Origin of the sequence: Actinomadura macrotermitis (genome assembly GCF_009604375.1) — a bacterium.
GTDB classification, from domain to species: Bacteria; Actinomycetota; Actinomycetes; order Streptosporangiales; family Streptosporangiaceae; genus Spirillospora; species Spirillospora macrotermitis.
On record NZ_WEGH01000001.1, the window covers coordinates 339,298 to 364,650 of the forward strand.

The window sequence follows — 25,353 nt, forward strand, 5'->3', positions numbered from 1 at the left end:
CCCCCTCTCAGCTCTGCGCGGCGGCCATGATGGCCTCGTCGACGTCCCGGCCCTCGGCGCGGGCGGCCTCGGCCGCCTGCAGCACCCGCCGGTAGTCCCGCGGCATGATCTTGGTGAAGCGGGCCGCGGACGCGTCCCAGTCGGCCAGCAGCTTCTCGGCCACGTCCGAGCCGGTCTCGGCCAGGTGCCGTTCCACCAGCCCGCGCACGAACTGCGCGTCCTCGGCGGTGAGCGGCTCCAGGTCGACCATCTCGGGGTTGACCCGTTCGGCCACCAGGTCCAGCAGGTAGGCGATGCCGCCCGACATGCCGGCCGCCACGTTGCGCCCGGCCGGGCCGAGGATCACCGCGCGGCCGCCGGTCATGTACTCCAGCGCGTGGTCGCCGACGCCCTCCACGACCGCGGTCGCGCCCGAGTTGCGGACGCAGAACCGCTCGCCGACGACGCCGCGGGCGAACAGCTCGCCCGAGGTGGCGCCGTACAGGATCACGTTGCCGCCGATGATCTGCGTCGCCGGGTCGAACGCGGCCTCCGCCGGGGTGCGCAGGACGATCCGGCCCCCCGACAGGCCCTTGCCGACGTAGTCGTTGGCGTCGCCGTTCAGCCGCAGCGTGATGCCGCGGGGCACGAACGCGCCGAAGGAGTTGCCGGCCGACCCGGTGAAGGTGATGTCGATGGTGTCGTCGGGCAGGCCCTCGCCGCCCCACTTGCGGGTGATCTCGTGGCCGAGCATCGTGCCGACGGTGCGGTTGACGTTGCGGATCGGCAGGTCCAGCGTCACCTTGTCGCCGAACGCGATCGCGCCCTCGGCGAGCTGGATCAGCGTGTTGTCCAGCGCCTTGTCCAGGCCGTGGTCCTGGACGGTGGTCTGCCGCAGCGACGCGCCCTCGGCCACCTGCGGCCGGTGCAGGATCGGCGTCAGGTCCAGCCCGGCGGCCTTCCAGTGGTCCACCGCCTGCCGGGCGTCGATCATCTCGACGTGCCCGATGGCCTCCTCCAGCGAGCGGAAGCCGAGAGCCGCCAGGTACTCGCGGACCTCCTGCGCGATGAACTCGAAGAAGTTGACCACGAACTCGGGCTTGCCGGTGAAGCGCTCGCGCAGCACCGGGTTCTGCGTCGCGACGCCGACCGGGCAGGTGTCCAGGTGGCACACCCGCATCATCACGCAGCCCGACACCACCAGCGGGGCGGTGGCGAAGCCGTACTCCTCGGCGCCGAGCAGCGCCGCGACGACCACGTCGCGGCCGGTCTTCATCTGCCCGTCGGCCTGCACCACGATGCGGTCGCGCAACCCGTTCAGCAGCAGCGTCTGCTGGGTCTCGGCCAGGCCGAGCTCCCACGGCGCGCCCGCGTGCTTCAGCGAGGTGAGCGGCGAGGCGCCGGTGCCGCCGTCGTGCCCGGAGATCAGCACCACGTCGGCGTGCGCCTTGGACACCCCCGCCGCGACCGTGCCGACCCCGACCTCGGCGACGAGCTTGACGTGCACGCGCGCCTGCGGGTTGGCGTTCTTCAGGTCGTGGATGAGCTGGGCCAGGTCCTCGATCGAGTAGATGTCGTGGTGCGGCGGCGGCGAGATCAGGCCGACGCCCGGCGTGGAGTGCCGCGTCTTGGCGATCCACGGGTACACCTTGTGGCCGGGCAGCTGCCCGCCCTCGCCGGGCTTGGCGCCCTGCGCCATCTTGATCTGGATGTCGTCGGCGTTGGTCAGGTACTCCGACGTCACGCCGAACCGGCCCGAGGCCACCTGCTTGATGGAGCTGCGGCGCAGGTCGCCGTTCTCGTCGGCGACGAACCGGCGCGGGTCCTCGCCGCCCTCACCGGTGTTGGACTTGCCGCCGAGGCGGTTCATCGCGATGGCCAGGGTCTCGTGCGCCTCGGCCGAGATCGAGCCGTAGGACATCGCGCCGGTGGAGAACCGCTTGACGATCTCCGATACCGGCTCGACCTCCTCGATCGGCACCGGCGGGCGCACGCCCTCGCGCAGCTCGAACAGGCCGCGCAGCGTCATCAGCCGCTCCGCCTGGGAGTCCACCTGGCCGGTGTACTCCTTGAAGATCTCGTAGCGGCGGGTGCGGGTGGCGTGCTGCAGCTTGAACACCGTGTCGGGGTTGAACAGGTGCAGCTCGCCCTCGCGGCGCCACTGGTACTCGCCGCCGACCTCCAGGGTGCGGTGCGCGGCGTCGTTGCCGTTCAGCGGGTAGGCGCGGCGGTGCCGCTCGGCGACCTCGGCCGCGATGACGTCGAAGCCGACGCCGCCGAGCCGGGAGGTGGTGCCGGTGAAGCAGCGCGCCACGACCTGCTCGCCGAGGCCGATCGCCTCGAAGATCTGCGCGCCGGTGTAGGACGCCACCGTGGACACGCCGATCTTCGACATGACCTTCAGGACGCCCTTGCCGTAGGCCTTCACCAGGTTGCGCACGGCCTTGACCGGGTCCAGGCCGGGCAGCGCGCCGGTGCGGATCAGGTCCTCGACGGTCTCGATCGCCAGGTAGGGGTTGATCGCCGAGGCGCCGTAGCCGATGAGCAGCGCCATGTGGTGCGCCTCGCGGGCCTCGGCGGTCTCGATGACCAGGCCGACCTGGGTGCGGGTCTTCTCCCGGATCAGGTGGTGGTGCACCGCGCCGGTGAGCAGCAGCGCCGGGATCGCGGCCTTGGCCGAGTCCGAGCCGCGGTCGGACAGGACGATGATGCGCGCGCCGGCCGCGATGACCCGCGACACCTCCGAGCAGATCTCCTCCAGGCGCGCCTCCAGGGCCTCGCCGCCGCCGGCCACGTCGTACAGGCCGTGCACGACGTGGGCCTGCAGGTGCGGCAGGGAGCCCTCGTCGTTGATGTGGATGATCTTGGAGAGCTCGTCGTTGTCCAGGATCGGCGTCGGCAGCACCAGCCGCCGGCACGAGTCGGGGCCCGGCTCCAGCAGGTTGCCCTCGGGGCCGAGGGTGGACTGCAGGCTGGTCACCAGCTCCTCGCGGATGGCGTCCAGCGGCGGGTTGGTGACCTGCGCGAACAGCTGCTTGAAGTAGTCGAACAGCAGCCGCGGGCGCTCCGACAGCACCGCGATCGGGGTGTCGGTGCCCATCGAGCCGATCGGCTCGGCGCCGGTCCGCGCCATCGGGGTCAAGATGACCCGCTGCTCCTCCAGGGTGTACCCGAAGGTCTGCTGGCGCTTGACCAGGGTCTCGTGGGTCGGCACCTCGCGCTCGCGCTGCGGGAGCTCCTCGAAGCGGACCAGGCCCTCGTGCAGCCACTCGCCGTAGGGGTGCTCGGCGGCCAGCTCGGCCTTGACCTCGTCGTCCTCGACGATCCGGCCGGCCGCGGTGTCCACCAGGAAGATCCGGCCCGGCTGCAGCCGGCCCTTGCGGACCACGTTGCCGACCGGGATGTCCAGCACGCCCGACTCGCTGGACAGCACGACGAAGCCCTCGTCGGTCACCCAGTAGCGGCCGGGGCGCAGGCCGTTGCGGTCCAGCACGGCGCCGACGACGGTGCCGTCGGTGAAGGTCACGCTCGCCGGGCCGTCCCAGGCCTCCATGAGCGTGGAGTGGAACTCGTAGAAGGCCCGGCGCGCCGGGTCCATCTCGGTGTGGTTCTCCCACGCCTCGGGGATCATCATCAGCACCGCGTGCGGCAGCGACCGGCCGCCCAGGTGCAGCAGCTCCAGGCACTCGTCGAACGAGGCGGTGTCGCTGGCCTCGATGTCGATCACCGGGTAGATGCGGGACAGGTCGCCGGGGATGAGGTCGGACTTCAGCAGCGCCTCGCGGGCGCGCATCCAGTTCCGGTTGCCCTTGACGGTGTTGATCTCGCCGTTGTGCGCGACGAACCGGTACGGGTGCGCCAGCTCCCACGCCGGGAAGGTGTTGGTGGAGAACCGCGAGTGCACCAGCGCGATGGCCGACTGGAAGCGCGGGTCCGACAGGTCGGGGAAGAAGGGCTCCAGCTGCGGCGTGGTCAGCATGCCCTTGTAGACGAGGGTGCGGCTGGACAGGCTCGGGAAGTACACCCGCACGTCCTGCTCGGCGCGCTCGCGCATGCAGAACACCGCGCGGTCCAGCTCCAGGCCGGTCTTGCCGGTGTGCAGGCCGCGGGCGGCCGGCGCCACGAACAGCTGCGCGAAGTGCGGCATGGCGCGGCGCGCGGCCGGGCCGGCGAAGTTCGGGTCGGTCGGCAGCTCGCGCCAGCCGAGGACGGTGAGGCCCTCCTCGACGCAGAGCGTCTCGACGTGCGCCACCGCGGCGGCGCGCTCGTCGGCGTCCGCCGGGAGGAAGGCGATGCCGGCGGCGTACGCGCCGGCCTCGGGCAGCGCGAAGTCGCAGACCTCGCGGAAGAAGGCGTCCGGGACCTGGACGAGGATGCCGACGCCGTCGCCGTCGTCGGGCTCCGCGCCCACGGCGCCCCGGTGGTCCAGGTTCTTCAGGACGGTCAGGGCGTTCTGGACGATGTCGTGGCTCTTGCGACCGTGCAGGTCCGCCACCATGCCGACGCCGCAGGCGTCGTGCTCGTTGGCCGGGTCGTACAGCCCCTGGGTCTCGGGGCGGCCCGGCGTGAGGGCAGCAGCAGCCATCAACCCTCCCGTCGTCGTCGTGTCACTGTTCGATGTCAGTGCAGTCCGGGACGACGTTGGCCCTGCTGCGGTGTCATGACATTACATCACTGCCGGGATCATGCCCGACTCGACCAGATCGCGAAACTTCTCGGCGGGGTCGAGTTCCTGGGCGGTCCGTAGTGGTTTAGACCAGGATACCGGCGGGTTTTTCCGGGAAAACGCGCTGACCTCGGTGATCATCGTCACCGGGCGCCGATGTTTGACCCGCCGGTAACACGATACGTGACCGGGCGGATGCGCCGCCAGGGGCCCGGGAGGGGCCCGGATCAGTGCGCGGCGGCGACGCGGCCGAGCACCGCGGGCTGCTTGCCGCCCTCGATCAGCAGCGACAGCAGCGTCTCGTCGCGCCCGTCGCCCTTGCCGTCCAGGCGCTGCGCCCACGACACCACCGCGTAGTGGCCCATGGCCAGGCCGCGCGCCATGCCGTACCCGCGCCCGAACCGGTCCAGCGGCGCCGGGGCCGGAAGCGGCCGCACGAACCCGCCGCCGCGGCCGGCGCCGAGCCCGGCGACGACCCGGTCGGCCTCCGCCGCGCTCGCCAGGTTGAACACCGTCACCGACAGGGCGTAGCCGGCCCTGGTGTCGGCGTACAGGGCGCGCGCCGCCTGCGTGCAGCCCGCGCGGACCAGGTCGTCGGCCAGGGCGCCGCCCCAGACCGCCGCCGAGCACTCGCCGTCGAGCCGTTTGCCCTTCAGCGCCGGGCGGGCGCCGCCGCCGGCCGGGCGCAGCGTGCGCGCCGCGTCGGGGAAGGCCTCCTCGGCCGTCAGCGGGCCGCCGTCGGCGGCGCGCTGCGCGATCGGCGCGAACACGCCGGTGGAGGGGGCGCTGGAGTAGGACTCCGGCGACGGGCCGCTGTCGGCGGGCCGCACCGCTGCGTGGAAGGACGTGCCCCGGCGCGCCTTGCCGTCCTCGCCGCCGGTGACCGCCACCAGCACCGCGGCGAGGGCGACCGCCAGGCCGAGCGCCAGCGCCGCGCCGAAGTACAGCGCCCGGTGCCCGGAGCGGCGCGCGCGTTTCGCCGGCGCCTTCGGGGCGCGGGGTTCGGGACGCGGCGGGGCCGCGGGGCGGGCCGCTCCCCCGCCGCGCACCGCGGCGGTACGGCGGGGGGCGCCGCGGCGGGCGGGCTGACGCCGGCCACCGCCGCGGGTCGCCTGGGCTCGCCTTCGATCGTGGTCCACGACGGCGCAGACTACCGATCCCCGGCCGGTGCCGCGTCCCGGCGGGCCGGGGTCACTTCCCGCTCACCATCTGCAGCCGGGCCCACACGAAGTCGGCCGGGCCCTCGATCGGGATGCTCGCGTTGATCGCCTCGGTGAGGTTGGCGGGGTCGGCGCCGCCCGCCCGCTGCACCCAGCTGACCACGGCGTAGTGCCCGAAGGTCTTGGCGTAGGCGGCGCTGAAGCCCTTGGTGAACGCCGGCGCGCCGGGCGCGGCGAGGGGCAGCACGAAGCCCGAGGACGTCGCCGGGTCCAGCACGCGCAGGATCTGCCGGACGCCGTCCTGGTCCTGCATGTTGATCGCGATGAACTGGCCGACGTAGCGCTTGTCCTGGCTGACGTAGGAGCCGCGGGCGATCTGGCTGCAGCCGTGCTTGGCCAGGTCCTCCTGCAGCCGCGCGCCCCAGGTCACGGACTTGCAGTCGGACGCCACGTCCGAGGCCGCCAGCGTGTAGGCGTAGCCGCCGCCCTTCAGCGCCTTGGCGTCGGCGCCGAACACCTCGTCGGCGGTGAACGGCCGGGCGTCGGCGTCGCGCCGCGCCAGCTTGGCCATGCCCTCGCCGTCGTAGTCGGGGGTGTAGGCGACCGGCGATATCTGCGCGCCGTTCGCCGGGCCCGCGGGCTTCTTCTTCTCGCCGCCGCCGCCCAGCAGGACCACGCCGGCGACCACCGCCAGCGCGACCACCAGGGCGGCCGCGCCGCCGATCAGCACCTTCGGGCCGGGCCCCTTACGGCCGGGCCGGTCCTGCCGCCCGCCGGAGGCGGCGGGGGCTGCATCGGTGTCACGCGCCTCGATCACAGTCCGGGAGCTTATCGGCACCGCCACCCCGCGCGCTCCCAAAAGGGCGTTTTGTCACCTTGGTGGGGCGGCGGTCAGACGGCGCCGCCGCCGATCAGCGCCCCCACCCCGAAGGTGAGGGCCGCCGCCGCGCCGCCGAGCGCGAGCTGGCGCAGCCCGCTGAACCACCAGCTGCGGCTGGTGACCCGCGACACCAGCGCGCCCGCGCCGAACAGCCCGAGCGCCGACACGATCGCGGCGGGCCACAGGTTCACCGCGCCGAGCAGGTACGGCAGCACCGGCAGCAGCGCGCCCACCGCGAACGACACGAACGACGACGCGGCCGCCAGGACCGGCGAGGGCAGCTCGCCCGGCGCCACGCCGAGCTCCTCGCGGGCGTGCACCTCCAGGGCGTCCTCGGGGTCGCGCGACAGCTGCCGGGCCACCTCGGCGGCCGTCTCGGCGTCCACGCCGCGCTTCTCGAACACCGCGGCCAGCTCGCGCTGCTCGGCCACCGGGTGCCGGGCCAGCTCCAGCCGCTCGATCTCGATCTCGGCGGCGGCGAGCTCGGACTGCGAGGCGACCGAGATGTACTCCCCCGCCGCCATCGAGAACGCGCCCGCCGCCAGGCCGGCCAGGCCGGCCAGCAGCACGACCCGCTGGGACGCCTGCCCGCCGGCGATGCCGGCGATCAGCGCGAAGTTGGACACCAGCCCGTCCATCGCCCCGAACACCGCGGGCCGCAGCCAGCCCCCGGTGACGTCGCGGTGCTGGTGGTGGATCTCGGCGTCCAACCGGGTCTCCCTGCTCGATCAGGTGGTGGTGGCGTCCTGCGCCGTCTCCGCCCGGCCCGCGGCCTTGGCGCCGGGGTCCTTCTTGGGCTCGGCCTCGGCCTTGTCCTCGGCCTCGGGCTCCGGCCGGCCGGCGGGTCCCTCCCCGGGGCCCTCCGGCACGGCGCCGCCCTCGTCCGGCCCGGCCTCGGCGGAGACGTCGCCGCCATTGTCCCCGGCGGGGGCGGGCGCGTCCTCGGCGGGGTCGCCCGCGGGCTCCGCGGCGGCCTTCGGCGCGGGGTCCTTCTTGGACTCGGCCTCGGCCCGCTCCTCGGGCTCGGCGGCGGGCACGGGCTCCGTGGCGGCCTCGGGCCCGTCCACGGGCTCGGGCTCTGCGGCGGGCTCGGGCTCTGCGGCGGGCTCGGGCTCTGCGGCGGGCTCGGGCTCCCGGACGGGCGCGGGCTCCGCGGCGGGCTCGGGCTCCTCGACCACCGTCTCGGCCGCCGGCTCGGGCTCCGCAGCGGGCAGGGGCTCTTCGACCGCAGTTTCGGCCGCCAGCTCGGGCTCCGCGGCGGGCTCGGGCTCCTCGACCGCCGTCTCGGCCGCCGGCTCGGGCTTCTCCATGGCCACCGGCTGCGGCTCGGGCTCCTCGGCGGCCGGCTCGACGGCCGTCGCGGCCGGCGGAGCGGGCTCGGCGAGCGTCGCGGCCGGCTCCGCGGCCGTGGCCGTCGCGGCCGGCTCGGCCACGGGGACGTCGTCCACCGGAGCGGGGGCGTCCGCCGGGGCGGGGGTGCCGACGTTCTCCGGGCCGGTCTTGTTCCGCGCCCAGTACAGGTAGCCGACGGCGCCGAGGAACACCACCAGGCAGGTCCAGTCGTTCAGGCGCAGGCCGAGGATGACGTGGGCGTCGTCGATGCGCAGCCACTCCACCCAGGCGCGGCCGACGGTGTAGGCGGCCACGTAGAGGGCGAACGCGCGGCCGTGGGTGAGCTTGTAGCGGCGGTCGGCCCACAGCACCAGCACGGCGACGCCGAGGCACCACAGCGACTCGTACAGGAACGTGGGGTGGTAGGTCGCGACGTCGGCGTACTTGGGGTCGATCGCGCCGCCGTCCAGGCGCGGCCGGTGCGCGGGGTCGATCTCCAGGGCCCAGAAGGCGTCCAGCGGCCGCCCGTACAGCTCCTGGTTCCAGTAGTTGCCCCAGCGGCCGATCGCCTGCGCCAGGGCGATCCCGGGCGCGATGGCGTCGCCGAGGGCCAGCACCGACACCCCGTGCCGGCGGCAGCCGATCACCGCGCCGAGCGCGCCGAGCGCGACCGCGCCCCAGATGCCGAGGCCGCCCTCCCAGACCTTCAGCGCCCGCACCGGGTCGCCGCCCGCGCCGAAGTAGCGCTGGTAGTCGGTGATCACGTGGTAGAGGCGGCCGCCGACCAGGCCGAACGGCACGGCCCACACCGCCACGTCGATGATCACACCGGGGGCGCCGCCCTTGGCGGCCCAGCGCCGCTCGCCGAGCCATACCGCGACGACGATGCCAATGATGATCATGATGGCGTAGGCACGGATCGGGAGGGGCCCGAGGTGCCAGACACCCTGTGAGGGACTCGGGATGAAGGCGAGCGGCTGCATGAGCGATGACGTTACCGCCTCCGGCGGCCGCGGGCCGAACCTGCCGGCCGGTGATCCACGCCCGGGCCCGCGCGCCGTCCCCGGGCACGCCGAAGGGCGCGGCCGGCGGCCGCGCCCTTCACCGTCGGCCCCGCCCTAGGACTTGGCCTTCTTGCTGGACGTGCTCGGGCTCGGCGCGCCCGGGGAGGCCGGGGCGGCGGCGAGCAGCTCGCGCTCCAGGCCCTGCGGGTCGAACATGGCGTTCTGGCTGACCGGCTTGCCGTTCACCAGCATCGACGGGGTGCCGGCCTGGCGGCCGAGCTTCTCCTGCAGCAGCTTCAGGCCGGCCTCGGTGTTCTGCTTCACCTGGCCCGCGAACTGCTGGCCCGCCACGCAGGAGTCGTACTTGCCGCCGATCCCGGCGTCCTTGCCGAACTTCTTCAGCTGGTCGACGGTGAGCGCCTCGCGCTCGTCGGGCTGCTTGCGGTAGGCCACGTCGTGGAACTGGACGAACTTGCCCTCGTCGGCGGCGCACTTGCCGGCCACGGCGGCGCGCGTGGAGCCCTCGGGGTTGACGAAGGCGAGCACGTGGTAGGTGACCTTGATCTTGCCCTGGGCGGCGAGCTTCTTCAGCACGTCGCCGCTCTTGCCCTCGAACTCCTTGCAGATCGGGCACTGGAAGTCCTCGTAGAGGTCCACCGCCGCGCCGGTCGCGTTCGGCTGCGCCATGACGACCGCGCCGTCGGGCTGCACCGAGGTGGGGGCGAGCGCGCCCTGGTACCCCACCTTGTTCTCCTTGCCCTTGTTGTTCTGGATGATCACCGCGGCGACCACGACGACGGCGATCACGACGACCGCAGCGACACCGACCAGCAGGGCGCGCGTCCGCTTCTCCTTGGCGGCCTGGCGCTTGCGCTCCTCGGCCAGCCGCTCCCGGGCGGTCCGTTCCCGCGCGGCCTTACTCATCTGTTCTCCTTAGGGAAACTCACGTCGGGTGTCAGTGCTGCCCGGAGGGGGTCCCCCGGTCAGTCCTCGTGCAGGCCGAGGAGGCGGTCCACCGCGAACCTGCCCGGCGGCCGCATCGCGGTCCAGGCCGCGAGGGCGAGGAACCCGGTGTCCCGGAGGATCTCGCCCAGGTACTGGGGGTCGGCGGCCTTGCCGCCGCCCCCGAAACAGCCGCAGTCGATCTTCAGCCCGCGGGCCCACGCCTGCGCGATGCCCACGATGAACACCGCCATGAGCAGCCCGGACAGGATCGCGATGACGCGGGTGGCGAAGCCGGCGAGCAGCAGCACCGCGAGCACGATCTCCAGGATGGGCAGCGCGGTGGCGACGATGGAGGCGGCGCCGTCGGGCATCACCTGGTAGCCCTTGACGGCGACCTTCTGCACCTCGGCCGCCTGGCCGAACTTCACCAGGCCGGCCCAGCCGAGGACCACCGCGAGGCCCACCCGGGCCGCGAGGGTGATCCACGGGGCGTCCAGCCGGGCCCGCGCGGCGTACAGCAGCACCGCGACGATGCCGAGCCCGCCGGCGACGCCGATCCACTCCTGGTCGACCTTGGCCCAGGCCGTCCAGGCGAGCATGACCGCGAGGCCGAGGGCCGCGGCGGCGACGATCCAGGGCAGCGTGGACCCGGCGGAACCGGGCGTACCGGGCCCGGAGTCCTGCCTCGCCTGTTCTGTAACCACCGTCTCCTCATCTCACTCGGGGGGCCGCGGGGCGGCGGACCGCGACCACCCTAGAGGGCCGCGCGTAAACGCACCGTCAGAACGCGGCCCCCATCCTGCCATGAGAGAGGCGGGCGAGCGGGTCAGGCGCGGCCGCGGACCCCGGCGGCGAGGTCGGCGGTGAGCTCGCGGACCCCGGCCAGGCCACCGGCCGGGTCGGGGGCGTCCAGCAGGCGGCGGATGAACGCCGAGCCCACGATGACGCCGTCGGCGAAGCGGGCGACCTCGGCGGCCTGCGCGCCGTTGCCGACGCCGAGGCCGAGGCCGACCGGCAGGTCGCCGCCGTTCTTGGCGATGATCTGGCGGGTCCGCTCCACCAGCCGCGGCGCGCCGGTGTCGACCGCGCTGCGGGCGCCGGTGACGCCCATCAGCGAGGCGGCGTAGACGAAGCCCCGGCTGGCCCGGGTGATCTTGTCGATGCGCTCGTCGGTGGAGCTGAGCGCGACCAGGAAGACCCGGTCCAGGTCGTGGGCGTCGGACGCCTCGATCCAGGGGCCGGCCTCCTCGGGGGTGAGGTCGGGCGTGATGAGCCCGGACCCGCCGGCGGAGGCCAGGTCGCGCGCGAAGGCGTCCACGCCGTAGCGGTCGACCGGGTTCCAGTAGGTCATGACCAGGGTCGGCACGCCGGTGGCGGCGACCGCCTCGACGGTGGTGAACACGTCGGCGACGCGGGCGCCGCCGACCAGTGCCTGGTGCACCGCGTCCTGGATGGTCGGGCCGTCCATCATCGGGTCGGAGTAGGGCAGGCCGATCTCGATGACGTCGCAGCCGGCGTCGACCATGGCCTTGGCGGCCTCGATCGCGCCCTCGCGGGAGGGGAACCCCGCGGGCAGGTAGCCGACGAGCGCGGCGCGCCCCTCGGCCGCGGCCTTGTCGTAGGCGGGCTTGACGCTCATTCGGCCGTTCCCCCGGGCATGAGGCCGAAGTACTCGGCGGCGGTGTGCATGTCCTTGTCGCCGCGGCCCGACAGGCACACGACGATGACGGCGCCGGGGCCGAGCTCCTTGCCGACCTTCAGGGCGCCGGCCAGGGCGTGCGCCGACTCGATGGCCGGGATGATGCCCTCGGTGCGGCACAGCAGCGCGAACGCCTCCATCGCCTCGGCGTCGGTGATCGGCGCGTAGGTGGCGCGGCCGGTGTCGTGCAGCCAGGAGTGCTCGGGGCCGATGCCGGGATAGTCCAGGCCCGCCGAGATCGAGTGCGACTCGATGGTCTGGCCGTCCTCGTCCTGCAGCAGGTAGGTGCGCATGCCGTGGATGACGCCGACCGAGCCGCCGGAGATGGTGGCGGCGTGCCGGCCGGTCTCCACGCCGTCGCCCGCGGCCTCGAACCCGTAGAGCCGGACGCCCTCGTCGGGCACGAACGCGTGGAAGGCGCCCATGGAGTTGGAGCCGCCGCCGACGCACGCCACGACCGCGTCGGGCAGCTTGCCGGTGAGCTCCAGCACCTGGGCGCGGGCCTCGACGCCGATGATGCGCTGCAGGTCGCGGACCATGGCCGGGAACGGGTGCGGGCCCATGGTGGAGCCGACGCAGTAGTGGGTGTGGCCGACGGTGGCGACCCAGTCGCGGAACGCCTCGTTGCAGGCGTCCTTGAGGGTGCGGCTGCCGGTCAGGACCGGCACCACCTCGGCGCCCAGCATCCGCATCCGCGCCACGTTCAGGGCCTGGCGCTCGGTGTCGAGCTCGCCCATGAACACGGTGCACTCCAGGCCGAGCAGCGCGGCGGCGGTGGCGGTGGCCACGCCGTGCTGGCCGGCGCCGGTCTCGGCGATGAGGCGGGTCTTGCCCATGCGGCGGGCCAGCAGCGCCTGCCCCAGCACGTTGTTGATCTTGTGCGAGCCGGTGTGGTTGAGGTCCTCGCGCTTCAGCAGCACCCGGGCGCCGCCCGCGTGCTCGGCGAACCGCTTGGCCTCGGTGAGCAGGCTGGGGCGGCCCGCGTAGTTCTTCAGCAGGTCGTCCAGCTCGGCGGTGAAGGCCGGGTCGGACTTGGCGGCGGTGAACTCGCGGTCCAGCTCGTCCAGCGCGGCCATGAGGGCCTCGGGGGCGAAGCGCCCGCCGTAGATGCCGAAGTGGCCTTCGGCGTCGGGCACGGGCGCGCCGGCACCGCGCGCGGTGTCGATGGTCATCTGAATTCTCGTCCTGTCGTACGGAGAGGGCCTATCCGGTCAGTGAGACGTCGGACAAGCGCGCCATCGTTCGCGCAGCGGTTCCATGGGCATGGCCGTACCTTATCGGCTCCCGTCAGTTTCCCTGGCGGAGGGCGGGGTGGGCGCCGGCGGCGACCAGGTCGGCCACCGCGGTGCGCGGGTCGCGGCCGATGACCAGGCTCTCGCCGACCAGCACCGCGTCGGCGCCGGCGGAGGCGTAGGCGAGCAGGTCGTGCGGGCCGCGCACACCGGACTCGGCGATCTTGACGACGTCCTTGGGGATGAGCGGCGCGAGCCGGCCGAACACCGTGCGGTCGACCTTGAGGGTCTTCAGGTCGCGGGCGTTGACGCCGACGACCTTGGCGCCGGCGGCCAGGGCGCGCTCGACCTCGTCCTCGCTGTGCACCTCCACCAGCGGCAGCAGCCCGATCGACTCGGCCCGCTCCACCAGCGAGACCAGGGCGTCCTGCTCCAGCGCGGCCACGATCAGCAGCGCCACGTCGGCGCCGTGCGCGCGGGCCTCCCACAGCTGGTAGGAGGTGACGATGAAGTCCTTGCGCAGCACCGCGATGTCGACGTTGGCGCGCACCGCGGCCAGGTCCTCCAGGCTGCCGCCGAAGCGGCGCCGCTCGGTGAGCACGCTGATGACCTTGGCGCCGCCGGCCTCGTAGTCGCGGGCGAGGGCCGCCGGGTCGGCGATCGCGGCGAGCGCGCCCTTGGAGGGGCTGCTCCGCTTGACCTCGGCGATGACCCCGACGCCCTGGCCGCGCAGCGCGGCGAGCGCGTCGCGCGGGGCGGGGGCCGCGGCCGCCCGCTCCTTGAGCTCGTCCAGGGAGATCTCTCGCTGCCTTTCGGCGAGATCGGCCCGCACGCCCTCAATGATCTCGTCGAGCACACTCACGCGCTAGGCCCCCTATGTTCCGGCGGATGAAGCTCCGGTCGATCCGTGCACCGATCGTAGCCGCACCCGTCGCGGGCCCTCCAATCCGGGCCGCGCGGAGAAAGTCACATACCGGGTCAGGGCGCCAGGACATGGGCGAACGGCAGGTTGCGCACGACGCCGTAGCCGATGACGACGGCGAGCAGCACGCCCCAGAACGCCGGGCGGAACAACCGGGTGCGCATCGGCTCGCCGTGCGCCGCCAGCCACGTCCAGCGCCCCCACAGGTAGACCGGCAGGGCCAGCAGGACGAGCAGCAGCGGGTTGGACCCGAACGCGGCGGCCACGTCCCCGTGGACCAGGGAGTTCACCATCCGCAGGCCGCCGCAGCCCGGGCAGTAGTACCCGGTCAGGGCGAGCAGCGGGCAGGTCGGGTAGTGGCCCGGCTCGTGCGGGTCGACCAGGCCCACCACGGCGGTCGCGGCGGCGAGGCCGGCCGCGACGGCGGCGGGGGCGAGCAGCGCCCGGCCGGGCCGGGCCGCCCGCGGGCGCGGGGCGGGCGGTGCGGGTACGCGGGTCACGCCCCCAGCCTAGGACGGTACGGCCTAGGGCGCGTCCAGGACGTAGCCGACGCCGCGCACGGTGCGGATCGGGCTGCCCGCGCCGAGCTTGGCGCGCAGCTGCGCGACGTGCACGTCCACGGTGCGGCTGCCGGCGCCCGCGCCGGGCCCCCAGGCGGCCTCCAGCAGCTGCTCGCGGGTGAAGACGCGGCCGGGGTTGCCCATCAGGAACTCCAGCAGGTCGAACTCGGTGCCGGTGAGGGCGACCGGCCGCTCCCCCACCGTCGCGGTGCGGGCGTCGGGGTCCAGGGCGAGCGGGCCGGCGCGCAGCGGCCCCGGGCCGGGCTCCGGGACGCCGCCGCCGCGCAGCGCCGCCGCGACGGCCGCCACCAGCACCCGGGGGCTGAACGGGCGCGTCACCCAGTGGTCGGTGAACCCGGGGCCGCCGGGCGGGCCCGGCCGGCCGGCCCCCGCCGCCGTCACCGCCACCACGGGGGCGGGGCGGGCCGCCTCGGCGACCCGCCGGTACAGCTCGGCGGGCAGCGGCGCGGTGGACAGGTCGAGCACCACCGCGTCGGGGCGGATCCGGGCGGCGGTGGCGGGCGCCTGCGCCGGATCGCCCTCGATCTCGACGCCGTACCCCTCGCGGGCCAGGTAGCGGCGCTGCAGCTCGGCCACCGCGGGCTCGTGCTCGGCGACCAGGACCAGGCCGCCGCCCTCGTGGCCCGCGCGGGCGCTCACCGCCGGCGCTCGGCGGGCGCCGGCCCGTCCCCCGCGGTGGGGTCCTCGCCGCGGTCCAGGGACTTCCACAGGCCCGCGGCGTCGTCGTCGCGCGGGGCGGCGGGGGCGGGCGCGTCCGCGCGCTCGTAGCGCGAGGACATGCCGGGCCAGCGGGTGCTGCGGGCGAGGACGGCCAGGCCGGCGAGCACCAGCAGGACGCCGCCGGTGACCGAGACCATCCACCACAGGTTGACGTCCATCGCGGCGGCGGCGCCGAGCTTCAGCAGCGCGCGCTTGTCGCCAGCGACGTCCAGCACGTGGTCGCGCTGGACGCTGGTGACCGAGGCGTACACGGCGCCGGCGCCGAACGCGGCCAGCAGCGCCCCGACGGCCTGGCGGACCCGGCCCCGGGTGGCGAACAGCGCGGCCAGCCCGGCCAGCGCGGCCAGGCCGAGCGCGCCGGCGGCGCCGCCGAGGTCGCGGCCGGTCACGTGCTCGGTGAAGGGGGTGATGGCGCCGGCGGCGCGCACCGTGGCCCACACCCGCCCGGCCGCCAGCAGCACCAGGCCGGCGCCGGCGGCGCACAGCAGCGCGGTCAGGCCGCGCTCGCGGCCGGGGCTCATGACCCCTCGGCGGGCCGTTCCCCGACGACCGCGTCCAGCACGTCGGCGTCCCAGCAGGTGCGGTCGCCGGTGTGGCAGGCCGCGCCGACCTGGTCGACCTTCACCAGGATGGCGTCGGCGTCGCAGTCCAGGGCGACGGACTTGACCCACTGCTGGTGGCCGGAGGTCTCCCCCTTCACCCAGTACTCCTGGCGGCTGCGCGACCAGTAGGTGCAGCGGCCGGTGGTGAGGGTGCGGTGCAGGGCCTCGTCGTCCATCCAGCCGAGCATGAGCACCTCACCGGTGTCGTACTGCTGGCAGATGGCGGGGACGAGGCCGTCGGCGTCCCGCTTGAGGCGGTCGGCGATCTTGGGGTCCAGATTGGACGGGCGAGCGGACATGGGGTCCATTGTGCCGCCTCCCGGTGGTGAACGTACTGCGGTGGACACGCCGCGGACACGAAAGGACCCGCATCCCGGGCGGATGCGGGTCCTGACGTACGACTGGGTCTTACAGGGGGACGACCTGGTCGGCCTGCGGGCCCCGGTTGCCCTGCGTGACCTCGAACTGGACGCGCTGGTTCTCGTCCAGCGTGCGGTACCCGGAGGACTGGATCGCCGAGTAGTGCACGAAGACGTCGGGTCCACCGCCGTCCACGGCGATGAAGCCGAAGCCCTTTTCGGCGTTGAACCACTTCACGGTGCCCTGCTGGGGCATGTCTTTCTCCTTGCGGCAAAACATGGGCCCACACCTCGCGGGCCCGGCGCGGTCACTGCGGAACGCCCTCGCAACTCCGTACGGTCCCGGAAAAGCCAAAACGCCCGCTGCCATCAGTCCGCGGGCGTCCGTACAAACGATCGAGAACCACGACTGCAACCGACGGCCCCACCGTATCACCGGTTCCGGCTAAAGCGGAGGAGCCGCATCCCTTCTTGATTGCCATGCCGGAGAAGTCCCCGGTTAAAGGCTTCGACCACTCTGGTCCAGGGTCTTGACAGCCGCCGTGGCGCCCGCGAGCAGAAGGCGTCCGAACGCGCGCCGCAGCCGCCCGGACGCGCACAGCTGTCCAGAACCGGAAACTTTCTCAGGACATAACGGTCAATTCTTATCGGGTGTTCCAGCACTTCCCCGAAGAGGGGCGCAGTGACCTGCACCGGCGCCTCGCCCGCGCCGCGCGCATCTCCTCTAGGTGAACAAAGAACTCCATGCGGTGGATGATTTTGTACCCGCCAGGACTCATGCGATGACAACTCCAACGCCCCCGGCGAATCGTCCGCCCCGACCATCACAGAACGGCATCACTTCGTCGCGGACCGCATCCGGGCGGCCGCGGCCCGCCGGGTCCGCAGGCCGCCGTCCGACCCGTACGGGAATAGGCACCGGCGCCGGATGGTAGGCATTACCGGGCCCAACCCACCCGCAGCGCCCCCGACGGGTGGATCCCCGGGGCCCGTCGTATGTGAACAGGAGTGTGCTGTGCCACCAGGGTCTGAGCGCGTCAACCCGCGAATACTGCGTGAAGGGATCCGGGTACTGGCCGTCGCGATCCGCGCCGAGCCCCGCGTCTTCACGCTGTCGGTGCTCGCCAGCGCCCTCTACGCGGCGATGACGGTCGGCACCGCGCAGGTGCTCGGCTGGGTGACCGAGGACGTGGTGCTGCCCGCGTTCGCGTCCGGGCACACCACCGCCGGGGCGCTGACGGGCGCCGCCGCCGCGATCGTCGGGGTGGCGTTCTTCAAGGCCCTCGGCGTCGCCGGCCGCCGCTTCTACGCCGGGCTCATGCAGTACCGGATGCAGGCCCGGTACCGGCGCGAGGTGACCCGCCAGTACCTGCGGCTGCCGCTCGCCTGGCACCACCGGCACCCGACCGGGCAGCTGCTGTCCAACGCCAACGCCGACGTGGAGGCGTCCTGGGCGCCGCTCGCGCCGCTGCCGATGGCGGTCGGCGTGCTGTTCATGCTGGTGATCGCGGCGGTGTCGATCGTGCTCACCGACGTGACGGTGGCGATCGTGGGGTTCCTGGTGTTCCCGGCGATCGCGATGCTGAACGTGGTGTACCAGCGGCGCCTCGCGCCGGTGGCGACCCGCGCGCAGCAGCTGCGCGCCGAGGTCAGCGAGGTCGCGCACGAGAGCTTCGAGGGCGGCCTGGTGGTCAAGACCCTCGGCCGCGAGGACGCCGAGACCGCGCGATTCACCGCCCGCGCCCACGCGCTGCGCGACGCCAACGTCGCGGTCGGCCGGGTGCGCGGGCTGTTCGACCCCGTCCTGGAGGCGCTGCCGAACCTCGGCGTGCTGGCGGTGCTGCTGATCGGCTCGATGCGGCTGCAGAGCCACGCGATGACGGCGGGCGACCTGGTGCACGTGGCGTACCTGTTCACCCTGCTGGCGTGGCCGATCCGCGCGCTCGGCTGGGTGCTGGCCGAGGTGCCGCGCAGCGTCGTCGGCTGGAACCGGGTGCGCGGCGTGCTGGACGCCGGCGGGTCGCTGCCCTACGGCGAGCAGGAGCTGGCCGCCGGCGGCCCGGCCGCGCTGGAGGTCCGCGCGGTGCGCTTCGGCTACGAGGACGGCGCGCGGGTCCTGCACGACGTCTCCTTCGAGGCCGGCGCCGGGCGCACGATCGCGCTGGTCGGGCCGACCGGGTCGGGCAAGTCCACCCTGACGAACCTGCTGGTGCGGCTGGTGGACCCGGCGGACGGCTCGGTGCTGCTGGACGGCGTCGACGCCCGCGACGTGCGGGCCGGCGGCGTCGCCGCGACCGCCGCGCTGGTCCCCCAGCAGACGTTCCTGTTCGACGACACCGTGCGCGGCAACGTCACGCTCGGCCTGGACCTGCCCGACGAGCGGGTCTGGGAGGCGCTCCGCCTCGCCCAGGCCGAGGGCTTCGTCGCGGCGCTGCCGGACGGCCTGGACACCCGGGTCGGCGAGCGCGGCGCCACGCTGTCGGGCGGCCAGCGCCAGCGCCTGGCGCTCGCCCGCGCCCTGGTGCGGCGGCCCCGGCTGCTGGTCCTGGACGACGCGACCTCCAGCGTCGACCCGCAGGTCGAGGAGCGGATCCTGGCGGCCCTGCGCGAGCGCGACGCGGGCGCCACCGTCCTGGTGGTCGCCTACCGCAAGGCCACCATCGCCCTCGCCGACGAGGTCGTCTACCTGGACCACGGGCGGGTGACGGCGCGCGGCTCCCACGCCGAGCTGCTGGAACGGTCCGAGGGGTACCGCAACCTGGTCAACGCCTACGAGCGGGCCGAAGCGGAGCACGAGGCGATCGACCACGAAGCGATCGAGACCGGCGGCGAGGAGGCCCTGCGATGACGACCCTCAGTGAGGCGGCCGGGACCGAGGGGGCGCTGCACACGCTGCGGCGCGGCCTGCGGCTCACCCCCGAGTTCCGGGCCGGGCTGGCCGGGACGCTGCTGCTCGCCCTGGTGTCCACGGCGGGCCGGATCGTGGTGCCGATCGCGGTCCAGCAGACCATCGACAAGGGCCTCGGCCACGCCGGCGGCCCCGACATCGGCTTCATCCGCACCGCCGTCGTCCTCTGCGCCGTCGCGGTGCTGCTGACGGCGCTCAGCGCCTACGCGATGAACGTGCGGCTCTACAAGACCACCGAGGGCGGCCTGGCCACCCTGCGGATCCGGGCGTTCCGGCACGTGCACGACCTGTCGATGCTCACCCAGAGCGGCGAGCGGCGCGGCGCCCTGGTGTCGCGGGTGACCGGCGACGTCGACCAGATCAGCCAGTTCATGCAGTGGGGCGGGCTGATGATGATCGTCTCGCTCGGCCAGCTGGTGGTGGCGAGCGTGCTGATGGCGGTCTACTCCTGGCCGCTGGCGCTGCTGGTGTGGGCCTCGTTCCTGCCGCTGGCGTTCGCGCTGCGCCGGTTCCAGCGGCTGGTCTCGGCCGCCTACACCCGGGTGCGCGAGCGGACCGGCGACCTGCTGGCCGTGGTCGGCGAGTCGGTGGTGGGCGCCTCGGTGATCCGCTCCTACGCCGCCGAGGAGCGCACCGCGCGGCGCGTCGACGAGACCGTCGCGGCGACCCGGCACGCGCAGACCCGCGCGCAGGGCCTGGTCGCGCTGACGTTCCCCGTGAGCGAGCTGGTCGCGGCGCTGGCGACCGCCGCCGTCGTGGTGGCCGGGACGCTGCTCGGCGTCGGCGGCCACCTGACGGCCGGCGAGCTGATCGCGTTCCTGTTCCTGGTCACGCTGTTCGTCAGCCCCATGCAGACCGCCACCGAGGTCCTCAACGAGGCGCAGAACGCGATCGCGGGGTGGCGGCGCGTGCTCGGCGTGCTGGACACCGTCCCCGACGTCGCCGACCCCGGCGAGCGCGGCGAGACGCTGCCGCGCGGGCCGATCGAGGTGCGCTTCGAGGACGTGGGGTTCGCCTACCCCGGCGGGCCGCCGGTGCTGCACGGGGTGAACGCCGAGATCGCGCCGCGCAGCCGCGTCGCGATCGTCGGCGAGACCGGGTCGGGCAAGACGACCTTCGCCAAGCTGCTGACCCGGCTGATGGACCCCACGAGCGGCCGGGTGCTGGTGGACGGCGTCCCGCTGAAGGACGTGCGGTTCTCCTCGCTGCGCGAGCGGATCGTCATGGTGCCCCAGGACGGGTTCCTGTTCGACGCCACGCTCGCCGACAACATCCGCTACGGCCGCCAGGACGCCACCGACGCCGACCTGGAGCTGGCGCTGACCGAGCTCGGCCTCGCCGACTGGCTGGAGGGCCTGCCGCGCGGCCTGGCCACCCCGGTCGGGCAGCGCGGCGAGTCGCTGTCGGCCGGCGAGCGGCAGCTGGTCGCGCTCGCCCGCGCCTACGTCGCGGCCCCCGACCTGCTGGTGCTGGACGAGGCGACCTCGGCCGTCGACCCGGCCACCGAGGTCCGCATCCAGCGGGCCCTGGAGGGGGTGACGCGGGGCCGCACCGCCATCTCGATCGCGCACCGGCTGTCCACCGCCGAGGCCGCCGACGAGGTCATCGTGTTCGACGCGGGGCGGATCGTGCAGCGCGGCCCGCACGCCGAGCTGGCCGCCGTGCCGGGCGTCTACGCCGACCTGTACGCGTCCTGGGTCGCGCAACGGAGCATCTGATGCGGGGTTTTGACACGGGTATACGGACGGGCGCTAAAGCACTTGCCCGATATCTGTTCGCCTGCGCATTCTGCTGGGGTGAGCATTGAGGTCATGAGTGAATCGGCGGGCACCCTGCACGGTCAGCTGCAGCGGGGCCTCGGCAGGGCCGCGCGGCGCGCGGCCGGCAAGCCCGGCGCGGGCGAGTACGTGTACGACTGCGTGCGCCGGGATCCGCGCTGGGACTGGCAGTGCGAGTCGCGGTCGCTGTACTACGCCCGGTTGATGGTGGATCTCGAGCTGCCGGTCGGGCCGCTGGCCGAGCACCTGTTCGACCCGGCCGACCACGCCGACGAGGACGACCGCCGGGTGGGGCTGACCCTGCGGGTGCTGGCGGAGATGGTGCGGCTCAGCCGGCGTGAGGCCGCGGCGGTGCTGCGCGACTACGCCGAGGACGGCATGCACTGGTACGACGCGCTGAACGCGCTGGTGGACGCGGGCGATCCGGCGCTCACCGCCGGGCTGGACGAGCTGGTCGTGGCGCGCTGCGACGAGCCGGCGCTGGAGTCCCTGGTCGCCGGGCCGCGCAATCCGGTGATCGAGAGCTGGGCCGCGCGGCAGCCGCAGATCGCCGCGGCGGTGCGGCGGCAGCGGACCAGGCCGCCGATGCGCCGTCCGGCGTCGCAGGCCACGGACCGCTCCGCGTTCACCGACGCCGAGCTGCTGCGGCTGGCGCGCGGCGGTGACGACGCGGCGCTATCCGCTTTGTTCGAGCTGGGGCGCAGGCGCGCCCCGGCTCTTTTGGAGCTGGCCGACGAGCTGCTGCCGCAGCAGCCGGGCCGCTGGCGGAGCGCGCTGTTCCGGCCGCTGACGGATTTCGGCCCGGCCGCACTCCCCTACGCCCGCGTCTGGGCCACCACCGACGACGGGCGCGCTCCCATGGGGATGCACATCCTGGCGGCCCACGGGACCCGCCAGGACATCCCCATCCTGATGAAAGAACTGACCGAGACGATGGAAGAGGGCTACTGGCGCGGCGCCGCCGACCCGATCGAGGGCCTCGGGCGGCTGCGCGCCGGTGAGGCCGTCCCGCTGCTGAAGACCGCTTGGACCGAAACGCCCTATGCCCATCTGCGGCCCCGGGTGCTGACCGCGCTCATCCGGACAGCGCCGCACACCGCCGAGGCCTACGCCGTCGAGGGCCTGTGGGACTGCCAGTCCGGCGCCCGCGAGATCGCCGCCGGGTCTGCGCCGCTCACCGACGACACCCGGATCCGGTTGCAACGCCTGGAGCACGACGCCGCCGAGGAGCCCGAGGTGCGGGCCGCGGCCGCCGCCCGGGCGATCTGACCCCCTGAACCCCGCGCCGCGAGCGCGCGTACCTCCCACCGATCGCGTACCCCGGCGAGAGGATGGGCCATGCACCACCCCGGAGCGGCGCTGCTCGGCGGCGCCCTGCTGACACTGCCTGTGCTGGCACTGGCCGCGGCCTGCGGCGGCGCGGCGGGAGCCGGGCACGCCGGCCACACGGCCGCGCCGCCCGCCACGATCGAGCAGCTGGCCGCGAAATCCGGCTGCAGGCTGACCGGCACCCGCGGGGCGGAGGAGCTGCGGCAGGGCGCCTGCCGGACGGCCCGGGGCCGCTACACCCTCGTCGGGTTCACCACCGACCAGGGGCAGCGGGCGTGGCTGGCGGAGGCCAGGCCCTGGGGCGGGACGTACCTGGTCGGGACGCGGTGGGTGGCGGTCGGCCCGGAGCCGACGCTGCGGTCGCTGCGCGGCGAGCTCGGCGGCGACATCCTGTCCGGCGACGCACACCACGGCTGATCGGTTCCCCGCGCCGGGAAGGTCGAGGCCTGATCACCGCCGGGTACTACACGCGGCCGGCCCGGTTCCCCCCACAGGAGGGCGAAAGAGGCGTCACGCGCTCCCTAGACTCCCCGTCATGACCGTTTCCGCACGCCGTTCCCTCGCCGTTCTCGCCCTCGCGCTGCTGCCGCTCGGCGCGGTCACCGCCTGCGAGGGCCAGAACAGCAAGACCGACTGCGGGATCAACTCCTGCACCGTCACCTTCGACCGCGGCGTGGACGCGAGCGCGAACATCCTCGGCGTGAAGGCCAAGCTGGTGAGCGTGCAGAACGAGACCGTCACGCTGCAGGTCGGCGGCCAGCAGATCAACGTGCCGGTCGGCGACGGGCAGCAGCAGACCGACGGCGGGTTCAGCGTGTCGGTGCAGTCGGTCACCAAGGACAACGTGGTGGTGAAGATCAGCCACAACGGCTGATCCTGTCCTACCCCCGGCGTAGGGTCGCGCCATGCGCGATTTCAGTGCCCGGGAGCGGCGGGCCCGTCTGGCCGTCCGGCACCGGCTGGCCCCGTCCGCACGCACCGGCGACGTCCTGGAGATCGCCCGCTCGCTGGTGGCGCTGCACGCCACCGACCCGGCGACGGTGTTCCTCAGCGTCGCGGCGCGCAGCGGCACCGCCGGCCCGGCCGATGTGGAGGCGGCCCTCTACGACGACCGGACGCTGCTGCGGATGCTCGCCATGCGGCGGACCATGTTCGTGGTGCCGGTCGAGCTGCTGCCGGTGCTGCAGGCGGCCTGCGCCGACGCGCTCGCCGTCAAGCAGCGGCGCACCTACACCCGGTTCATCGAGCAGGCGGGCGTGGCCGACGACGCGGCCGCCTTCTTCGACGACGTCGCCGAGGGCGCGCACCGGGCGCTGCTGGAGCTCGGCGAGGCGACCGGCGCGCAGATCAGCGCCGCCGAGCCCCGGCTGCGCACCCAGATCGACACCGCGCCCGGCAAGTCCTACTCCAAGCCGACCTCCATCACCACCTGGGTGCTGGTGACGCTCGGCGTGGAGGGCCGGATCGTGCGCGGCCGCCCGAACGGGTCGTGGGCGAGCAGCCAGTACAAGTGGTCGCCGGTGGAGAAGTGGCTGCCCGGCGGCGTCCCCTCCGTCCCGGCCGACCAGGCGCGCGCCGAGCTGGTGCGCGCGTGGCTGCACGCGTTCGGCCCGGCCACGGCCGCCGACGTCAAGTGGTGGACGGGCTGGTCGGCGACCGAGGTCCGCAAGGCCCTCGCCCTGCTGGACACCGTAGAGGTGACCATGGACGGCGCGCCCGGCCTGGTCCTCGCCGGCGATCTGGAGCCGGCCGCCGAGCCCGAGCCCTGGGCGGCGCTGCTGCCCGCCCTCGACCCGACCGCGATGGGCTGGCAGGAGCGCGGCTGGTACCTCGGCGCCCACAAGGAGGCGCTGTTCGACAAGAACGGCAACATCGGCCCGTCGGTGTGGTGGGACGGCCGGATCGTCGGCGGCTGGGCCCAGCGCGCCGACGGCGAGCTGGTGGTGCGGCTGCTGGAGGACGCCGGCGCGGACGCGGTCGCCGCGATCGAGGCCGAGACCGCCCGCATGACCGCGTTCTACGGCGGCGTGCGGGCCGTCCCGCGCTTCCGCACCCCGCTGGAGCGCGAGCTCACCGGCTGATCCGCGAAGATGGGGGGCATGCCAGCAGAACGCATGCTTCCCACCCCTGAAGCAGAAGAACTCATCGCGCTGACCCGCGACATCGCCGCCAAGGAGCTGGCGCCGCGCGCCGCCGCCGCCGAGGCGGCCGCCGAGTTCCCCCGCGAGGTGTTCCGGCTGCTCGGCCGGTCCGGCCTGCTCGGTCTCCCCTACCCCGAGGAGCACGGCGGCGGCGGGCAGCCCTACGAGGTCTACCTGCAGGTCCTGGAGGAGATCGCGTCGGTGTGGGCGTCGGTCGCGGTCGGCGTCAGCGTGCACACCCTCGCCTGCTTCCCGCTGTTCAACTACGGCACGCCCGAGCAGCTGGAGCTGCTGCCGGACATGCTCGGCGGCGAGCTGCTCGGCGGGTACGCGCTGTCGGAGGCGCAGGCCGGGTCCGACGCGGCCGCGCTCGGCACCCGCGCGGTCCGCGAGGGCGACGCCTACCGGATCACCGGCACCAAGTCGTGGATCACCCACGGCGGCGAGGCCGACTTCTACGTGCTGTTCGCGCGCACCTCCGACGACGGCGGCCGCGGCATCTCCTGCTTCCTCACCGAGGGACAGGTGCCCGGCCTGACGTTCGGGCCGCCCGAGCGCAAGATGGGCCTCACCGGCTCGACGACCGCGCAGCTGCACTTCGACGGCGCGCTCGTCCCCGCCGGGCGGCGCCTGGCCGGGGAGGGGCAGGGCTTCCCGATCGCGCTGGCGGCGCTGGACTCGGGGCGGCTCGGCATCGCCGCGTGCGCGGTCGGACTGGCGCAGGGCGCGCTGGACCACGCCGTCGCCTACGCCGCCGAGCGGCGCCAGTTCGGCCGCCCGATCATCGACAACCAGGGGCTGGCGTTCCTGCTCGCCGACATGGCCGCGGCCGTGGAGACGGCGCGCGCCGCCTACCTGGAGGCGGCGCGGCGCAAGGACCGGGGGCTGCCGTTCGCGCGGCAGGCCTCGATCGCCAAGCTCGTCGCGACCGACGCGGCGATGAAGGTCACCACCGACGCGGTGCAGGTCCTCGGCGGCTACGGCTACACCCGCGACTTCCCGGTGGAGCGGTACATGCGCGAGGCCAAGGTGATGCAGATCTTCGAGGGCACCAACCAGATCCAGCGCATGGTCATCGCCCGCCACCTGGCCAAGGGCGTCAGGTAAGGGGCCACC

General features: G+C 74.0%; 23 protein-coding genes. 7 read left to right on the top strand and 16 right to left on the bottom strand.

What is annotated here, in order from left to right; translation table 11 throughout:
* Positions 1 to 7: 7 nt before the first annotated feature.
* The 16 genes from gltB to ACRB68_RS01525 all read right to left on the bottom strand — a co-directional run bounded on the left by gltB (position 8) and on the right by ACRB68_RS01525 (position 16,337).
* Entirely contained in the window at positions 8 to 4,564 is a 4,557-nt protein-coding gene (gene gltB / locus ACRB68_RS01450) for a glutamate synthase large subunit (protein WP_194293170.1), read from the bottom strand.
* Positions 4,565 to 4,645: 81 nt separating this feature from the next.
* A complete protein-coding gene (locus ACRB68_RS01455; RefSeq protein WP_153530503.1) occupies positions 4,646 to 4,792 on the bottom strand; it encodes a hypothetical protein in 147 nt (48 codons plus the stop codon).
* An 80-nt stretch (positions 4,793 to 4,872) separates the two neighbouring features.
* A complete protein-coding gene (locus ACRB68_RS01460) occupies positions 4,873 to 5,784 on the bottom strand; it encodes a hypothetical protein (protein ID WP_153530504.1) in 912 nt (303 codons plus the stop codon).
* Between the two features lie 52 nt (positions 5,785 to 5,836).
* Positions 5,837 to 6,622, bottom strand: coding sequence for a hypothetical protein (locus ACRB68_RS01465; RefSeq protein WP_235958697.1), 786 nt, complete (start codon positions 6,620 to 6,622; stop codon positions 5,837 to 5,839).
* 74 nt (positions 6,623 to 6,696) lie between these two features.
* Positions 6,697 to 7,395 carry a VIT1/CCC1 transporter family protein gene (locus tag ACRB68_RS01470; protein ID WP_235958698.1) on the bottom strand — a complete coding sequence of 233 codons (699 nt, stop codon included), beginning with the start codon at positions 7,393 to 7,395 and terminating at the stop codon, positions 6,697 to 6,699.
* Positions 7,396 to 7,413: 18 nt separating this feature from the next.
* A complete protein-coding gene (gene lgt / locus ACRB68_RS42340) occupies positions 7,414 to 8,919 on the bottom strand; it encodes a prolipoprotein diacylglyceryl transferase (RefSeq protein ID WP_407924273.1) in 1,506 nt (501 codons plus the stop codon).
* Positions 8,920 to 9,135: 216 nt separating this feature from the next.
* Positions 9,136 to 9,945 carry a DsbA family protein gene (locus tag ACRB68_RS01480; RefSeq protein ID WP_153530507.1) on the bottom strand — a complete coding sequence of 270 codons (810 nt, stop codon included), beginning with the start codon at positions 9,943 to 9,945 and terminating at the stop codon, positions 9,136 to 9,138.
* 59 nt (positions 9,946 to 10,004) lie between these two features.
* Positions 10,005 to 10,670 carry a MauE/DoxX family redox-associated membrane protein gene (locus ACRB68_RS01485; protein WP_328593596.1) on the bottom strand — a complete coding sequence of 222 codons (666 nt, stop codon included), beginning with the start codon at positions 10,668 to 10,670 and terminating at the stop codon, positions 10,005 to 10,007.
* A gap of 122 nt (positions 10,671 to 10,792) precedes the next feature.
* A complete protein-coding gene (gene trpA, locus ACRB68_RS01490; protein ID WP_153530508.1) occupies positions 10,793 to 11,605 on the bottom strand; it encodes a tryptophan synthase subunit alpha in 813 nt (270 codons plus the stop codon).
* On the bottom strand, positions 11,602 to 12,837 hold the full coding sequence (gene trpB, locus ACRB68_RS01495; protein ID WP_153530509.1) for a tryptophan synthase subunit beta: 1,236 nt from the start codon (positions 12,835 to 12,837) through the stop codon (positions 11,602 to 11,604). Before trpB ends, trpA begins: the two co-directional genes overlap by 4 nt.
* Positions 12,838 to 12,952: 115 nt before the next feature.
* Positions 12,953 to 13,759, bottom strand: a complete 807-nt coding sequence (trpC, locus tag ACRB68_RS01500) for an indole-3-glycerol phosphate synthase TrpC (RefSeq protein WP_328593597.1) — start codon at positions 13,757 to 13,759, stop codon at positions 12,953 to 12,955.
* A 116-nt stretch (positions 13,760 to 13,875) separates the two neighbouring features.
* Entirely contained in the window at positions 13,876 to 14,319 is a 444-nt protein-coding gene (locus ACRB68_RS01505) for a DUF2752 domain-containing protein (protein WP_328593598.1), read from the bottom strand.
* 24 nt (positions 14,320 to 14,343) lie between these two features.
* The gene (locus ACRB68_RS01510; protein WP_328593599.1) at positions 14,344 to 15,039 is read right to left on the bottom strand and encodes a response regulator transcription factor; all 696 of its coding nucleotides are present in this window, start codon (positions 15,037 to 15,039) and stop codon (positions 14,344 to 14,346) included.
* On the bottom strand, positions 15,036 to 15,641 hold the full coding sequence (locus ACRB68_RS01515) for a Trp biosynthesis-associated membrane protein (protein ID WP_153530510.1): 606 nt from the start codon (positions 15,639 to 15,641) through the stop codon (positions 15,036 to 15,038). Before ACRB68_RS01515 ends, ACRB68_RS01510 begins: the two co-directional genes overlap by 4 nt.
* Positions 15,638 to 16,021: a phosphoribosyl-AMP cyclohydrolase gene (hisI, locus tag ACRB68_RS01520; RefSeq protein WP_207709552.1), complete on the bottom strand. Its 384-nt coding sequence runs from the start codon at positions 16,019 to 16,021 to the stop codon at positions 15,638 to 15,640. The genes ACRB68_RS01515 and hisI overlap by 4 nt, the downstream gene beginning before the upstream one ends.
* A gap of 109 nt (positions 16,022 to 16,130) precedes the next feature.
* On the bottom strand, positions 16,131 to 16,337 hold the full coding sequence (locus ACRB68_RS01525; RefSeq protein ID WP_018657218.1) for a cold-shock protein: 207 nt from the start codon (positions 16,335 to 16,337) through the stop codon (positions 16,131 to 16,133).
* A 672-nt stretch (positions 16,338 to 17,009) separates the two neighbouring features.
* Here ACRB68_RS01525 and ACRB68_RS01530 point away from each other — a divergent pair.
* The 7 genes from ACRB68_RS01530 (at position 17,010) to ACRB68_RS01560 (ending at position 25,344) form a co-directional block, all read left to right on the top strand.
* Positions 17,010 to 18,929, top strand: coding sequence for an ABC transporter ATP-binding protein (locus tag ACRB68_RS01530; RefSeq protein ID WP_153530512.1), 1,920 nt, complete (start codon positions 17,010 to 17,012; stop codon positions 18,927 to 18,929).
* Entirely contained in the window at positions 18,926 to 20,707 is a 1,782-nt protein-coding gene (locus ACRB68_RS01535; RefSeq protein ID WP_153530513.1) for an ABC transporter ATP-binding protein, read from the top strand. Before ACRB68_RS01530 ends, ACRB68_RS01535 begins: the two co-directional genes overlap by 4 nt.
* 93 nt (positions 20,708 to 20,800) lie before the next feature.
* Positions 20,801 to 22,036 carry a hypothetical protein gene (locus tag ACRB68_RS01540; RefSeq protein ID WP_153530514.1) on the top strand — a complete coding sequence of 412 codons (1,236 nt, stop codon included), beginning with the start codon at positions 20,801 to 20,803 and terminating at the stop codon, positions 22,034 to 22,036.
* 69 nt (positions 22,037 to 22,105) lie between these two features.
* Positions 22,106 to 22,513 carry a hypothetical protein gene (locus ACRB68_RS01545; protein ID WP_194293171.1) on the top strand — a complete coding sequence of 136 codons (408 nt, stop codon included), beginning with the start codon at positions 22,106 to 22,108 and terminating at the stop codon, positions 22,511 to 22,513.
* 118 nt (positions 22,514 to 22,631) lie between these two features.
* The gene (locus ACRB68_RS01550) at positions 22,632 to 22,970 is read left to right on the top strand and encodes a hypothetical protein (protein ID WP_153530515.1); all 339 of its coding nucleotides are present in this window, start codon (positions 22,632 to 22,634) and stop codon (positions 22,968 to 22,970) included.
* Between the two features lie 31 nt (positions 22,971 to 23,001).
* A complete protein-coding gene (locus ACRB68_RS01555) occupies positions 23,002 to 24,177 on the top strand; it encodes a winged helix DNA-binding domain-containing protein (protein WP_153530516.1) in 1,176 nt (391 codons plus the stop codon).
* A gap of 18 nt (positions 24,178 to 24,195) precedes the next feature.
* The gene (locus ACRB68_RS01560; protein WP_153530517.1) at positions 24,196 to 25,344 is read left to right on the top strand and encodes an acyl-CoA dehydrogenase family protein; all 1,149 of its coding nucleotides are present in this window, start codon (positions 24,196 to 24,198) and stop codon (positions 25,342 to 25,344) included.
* Positions 25,345 to 25,353 lie beyond the last annotated feature (9 nt).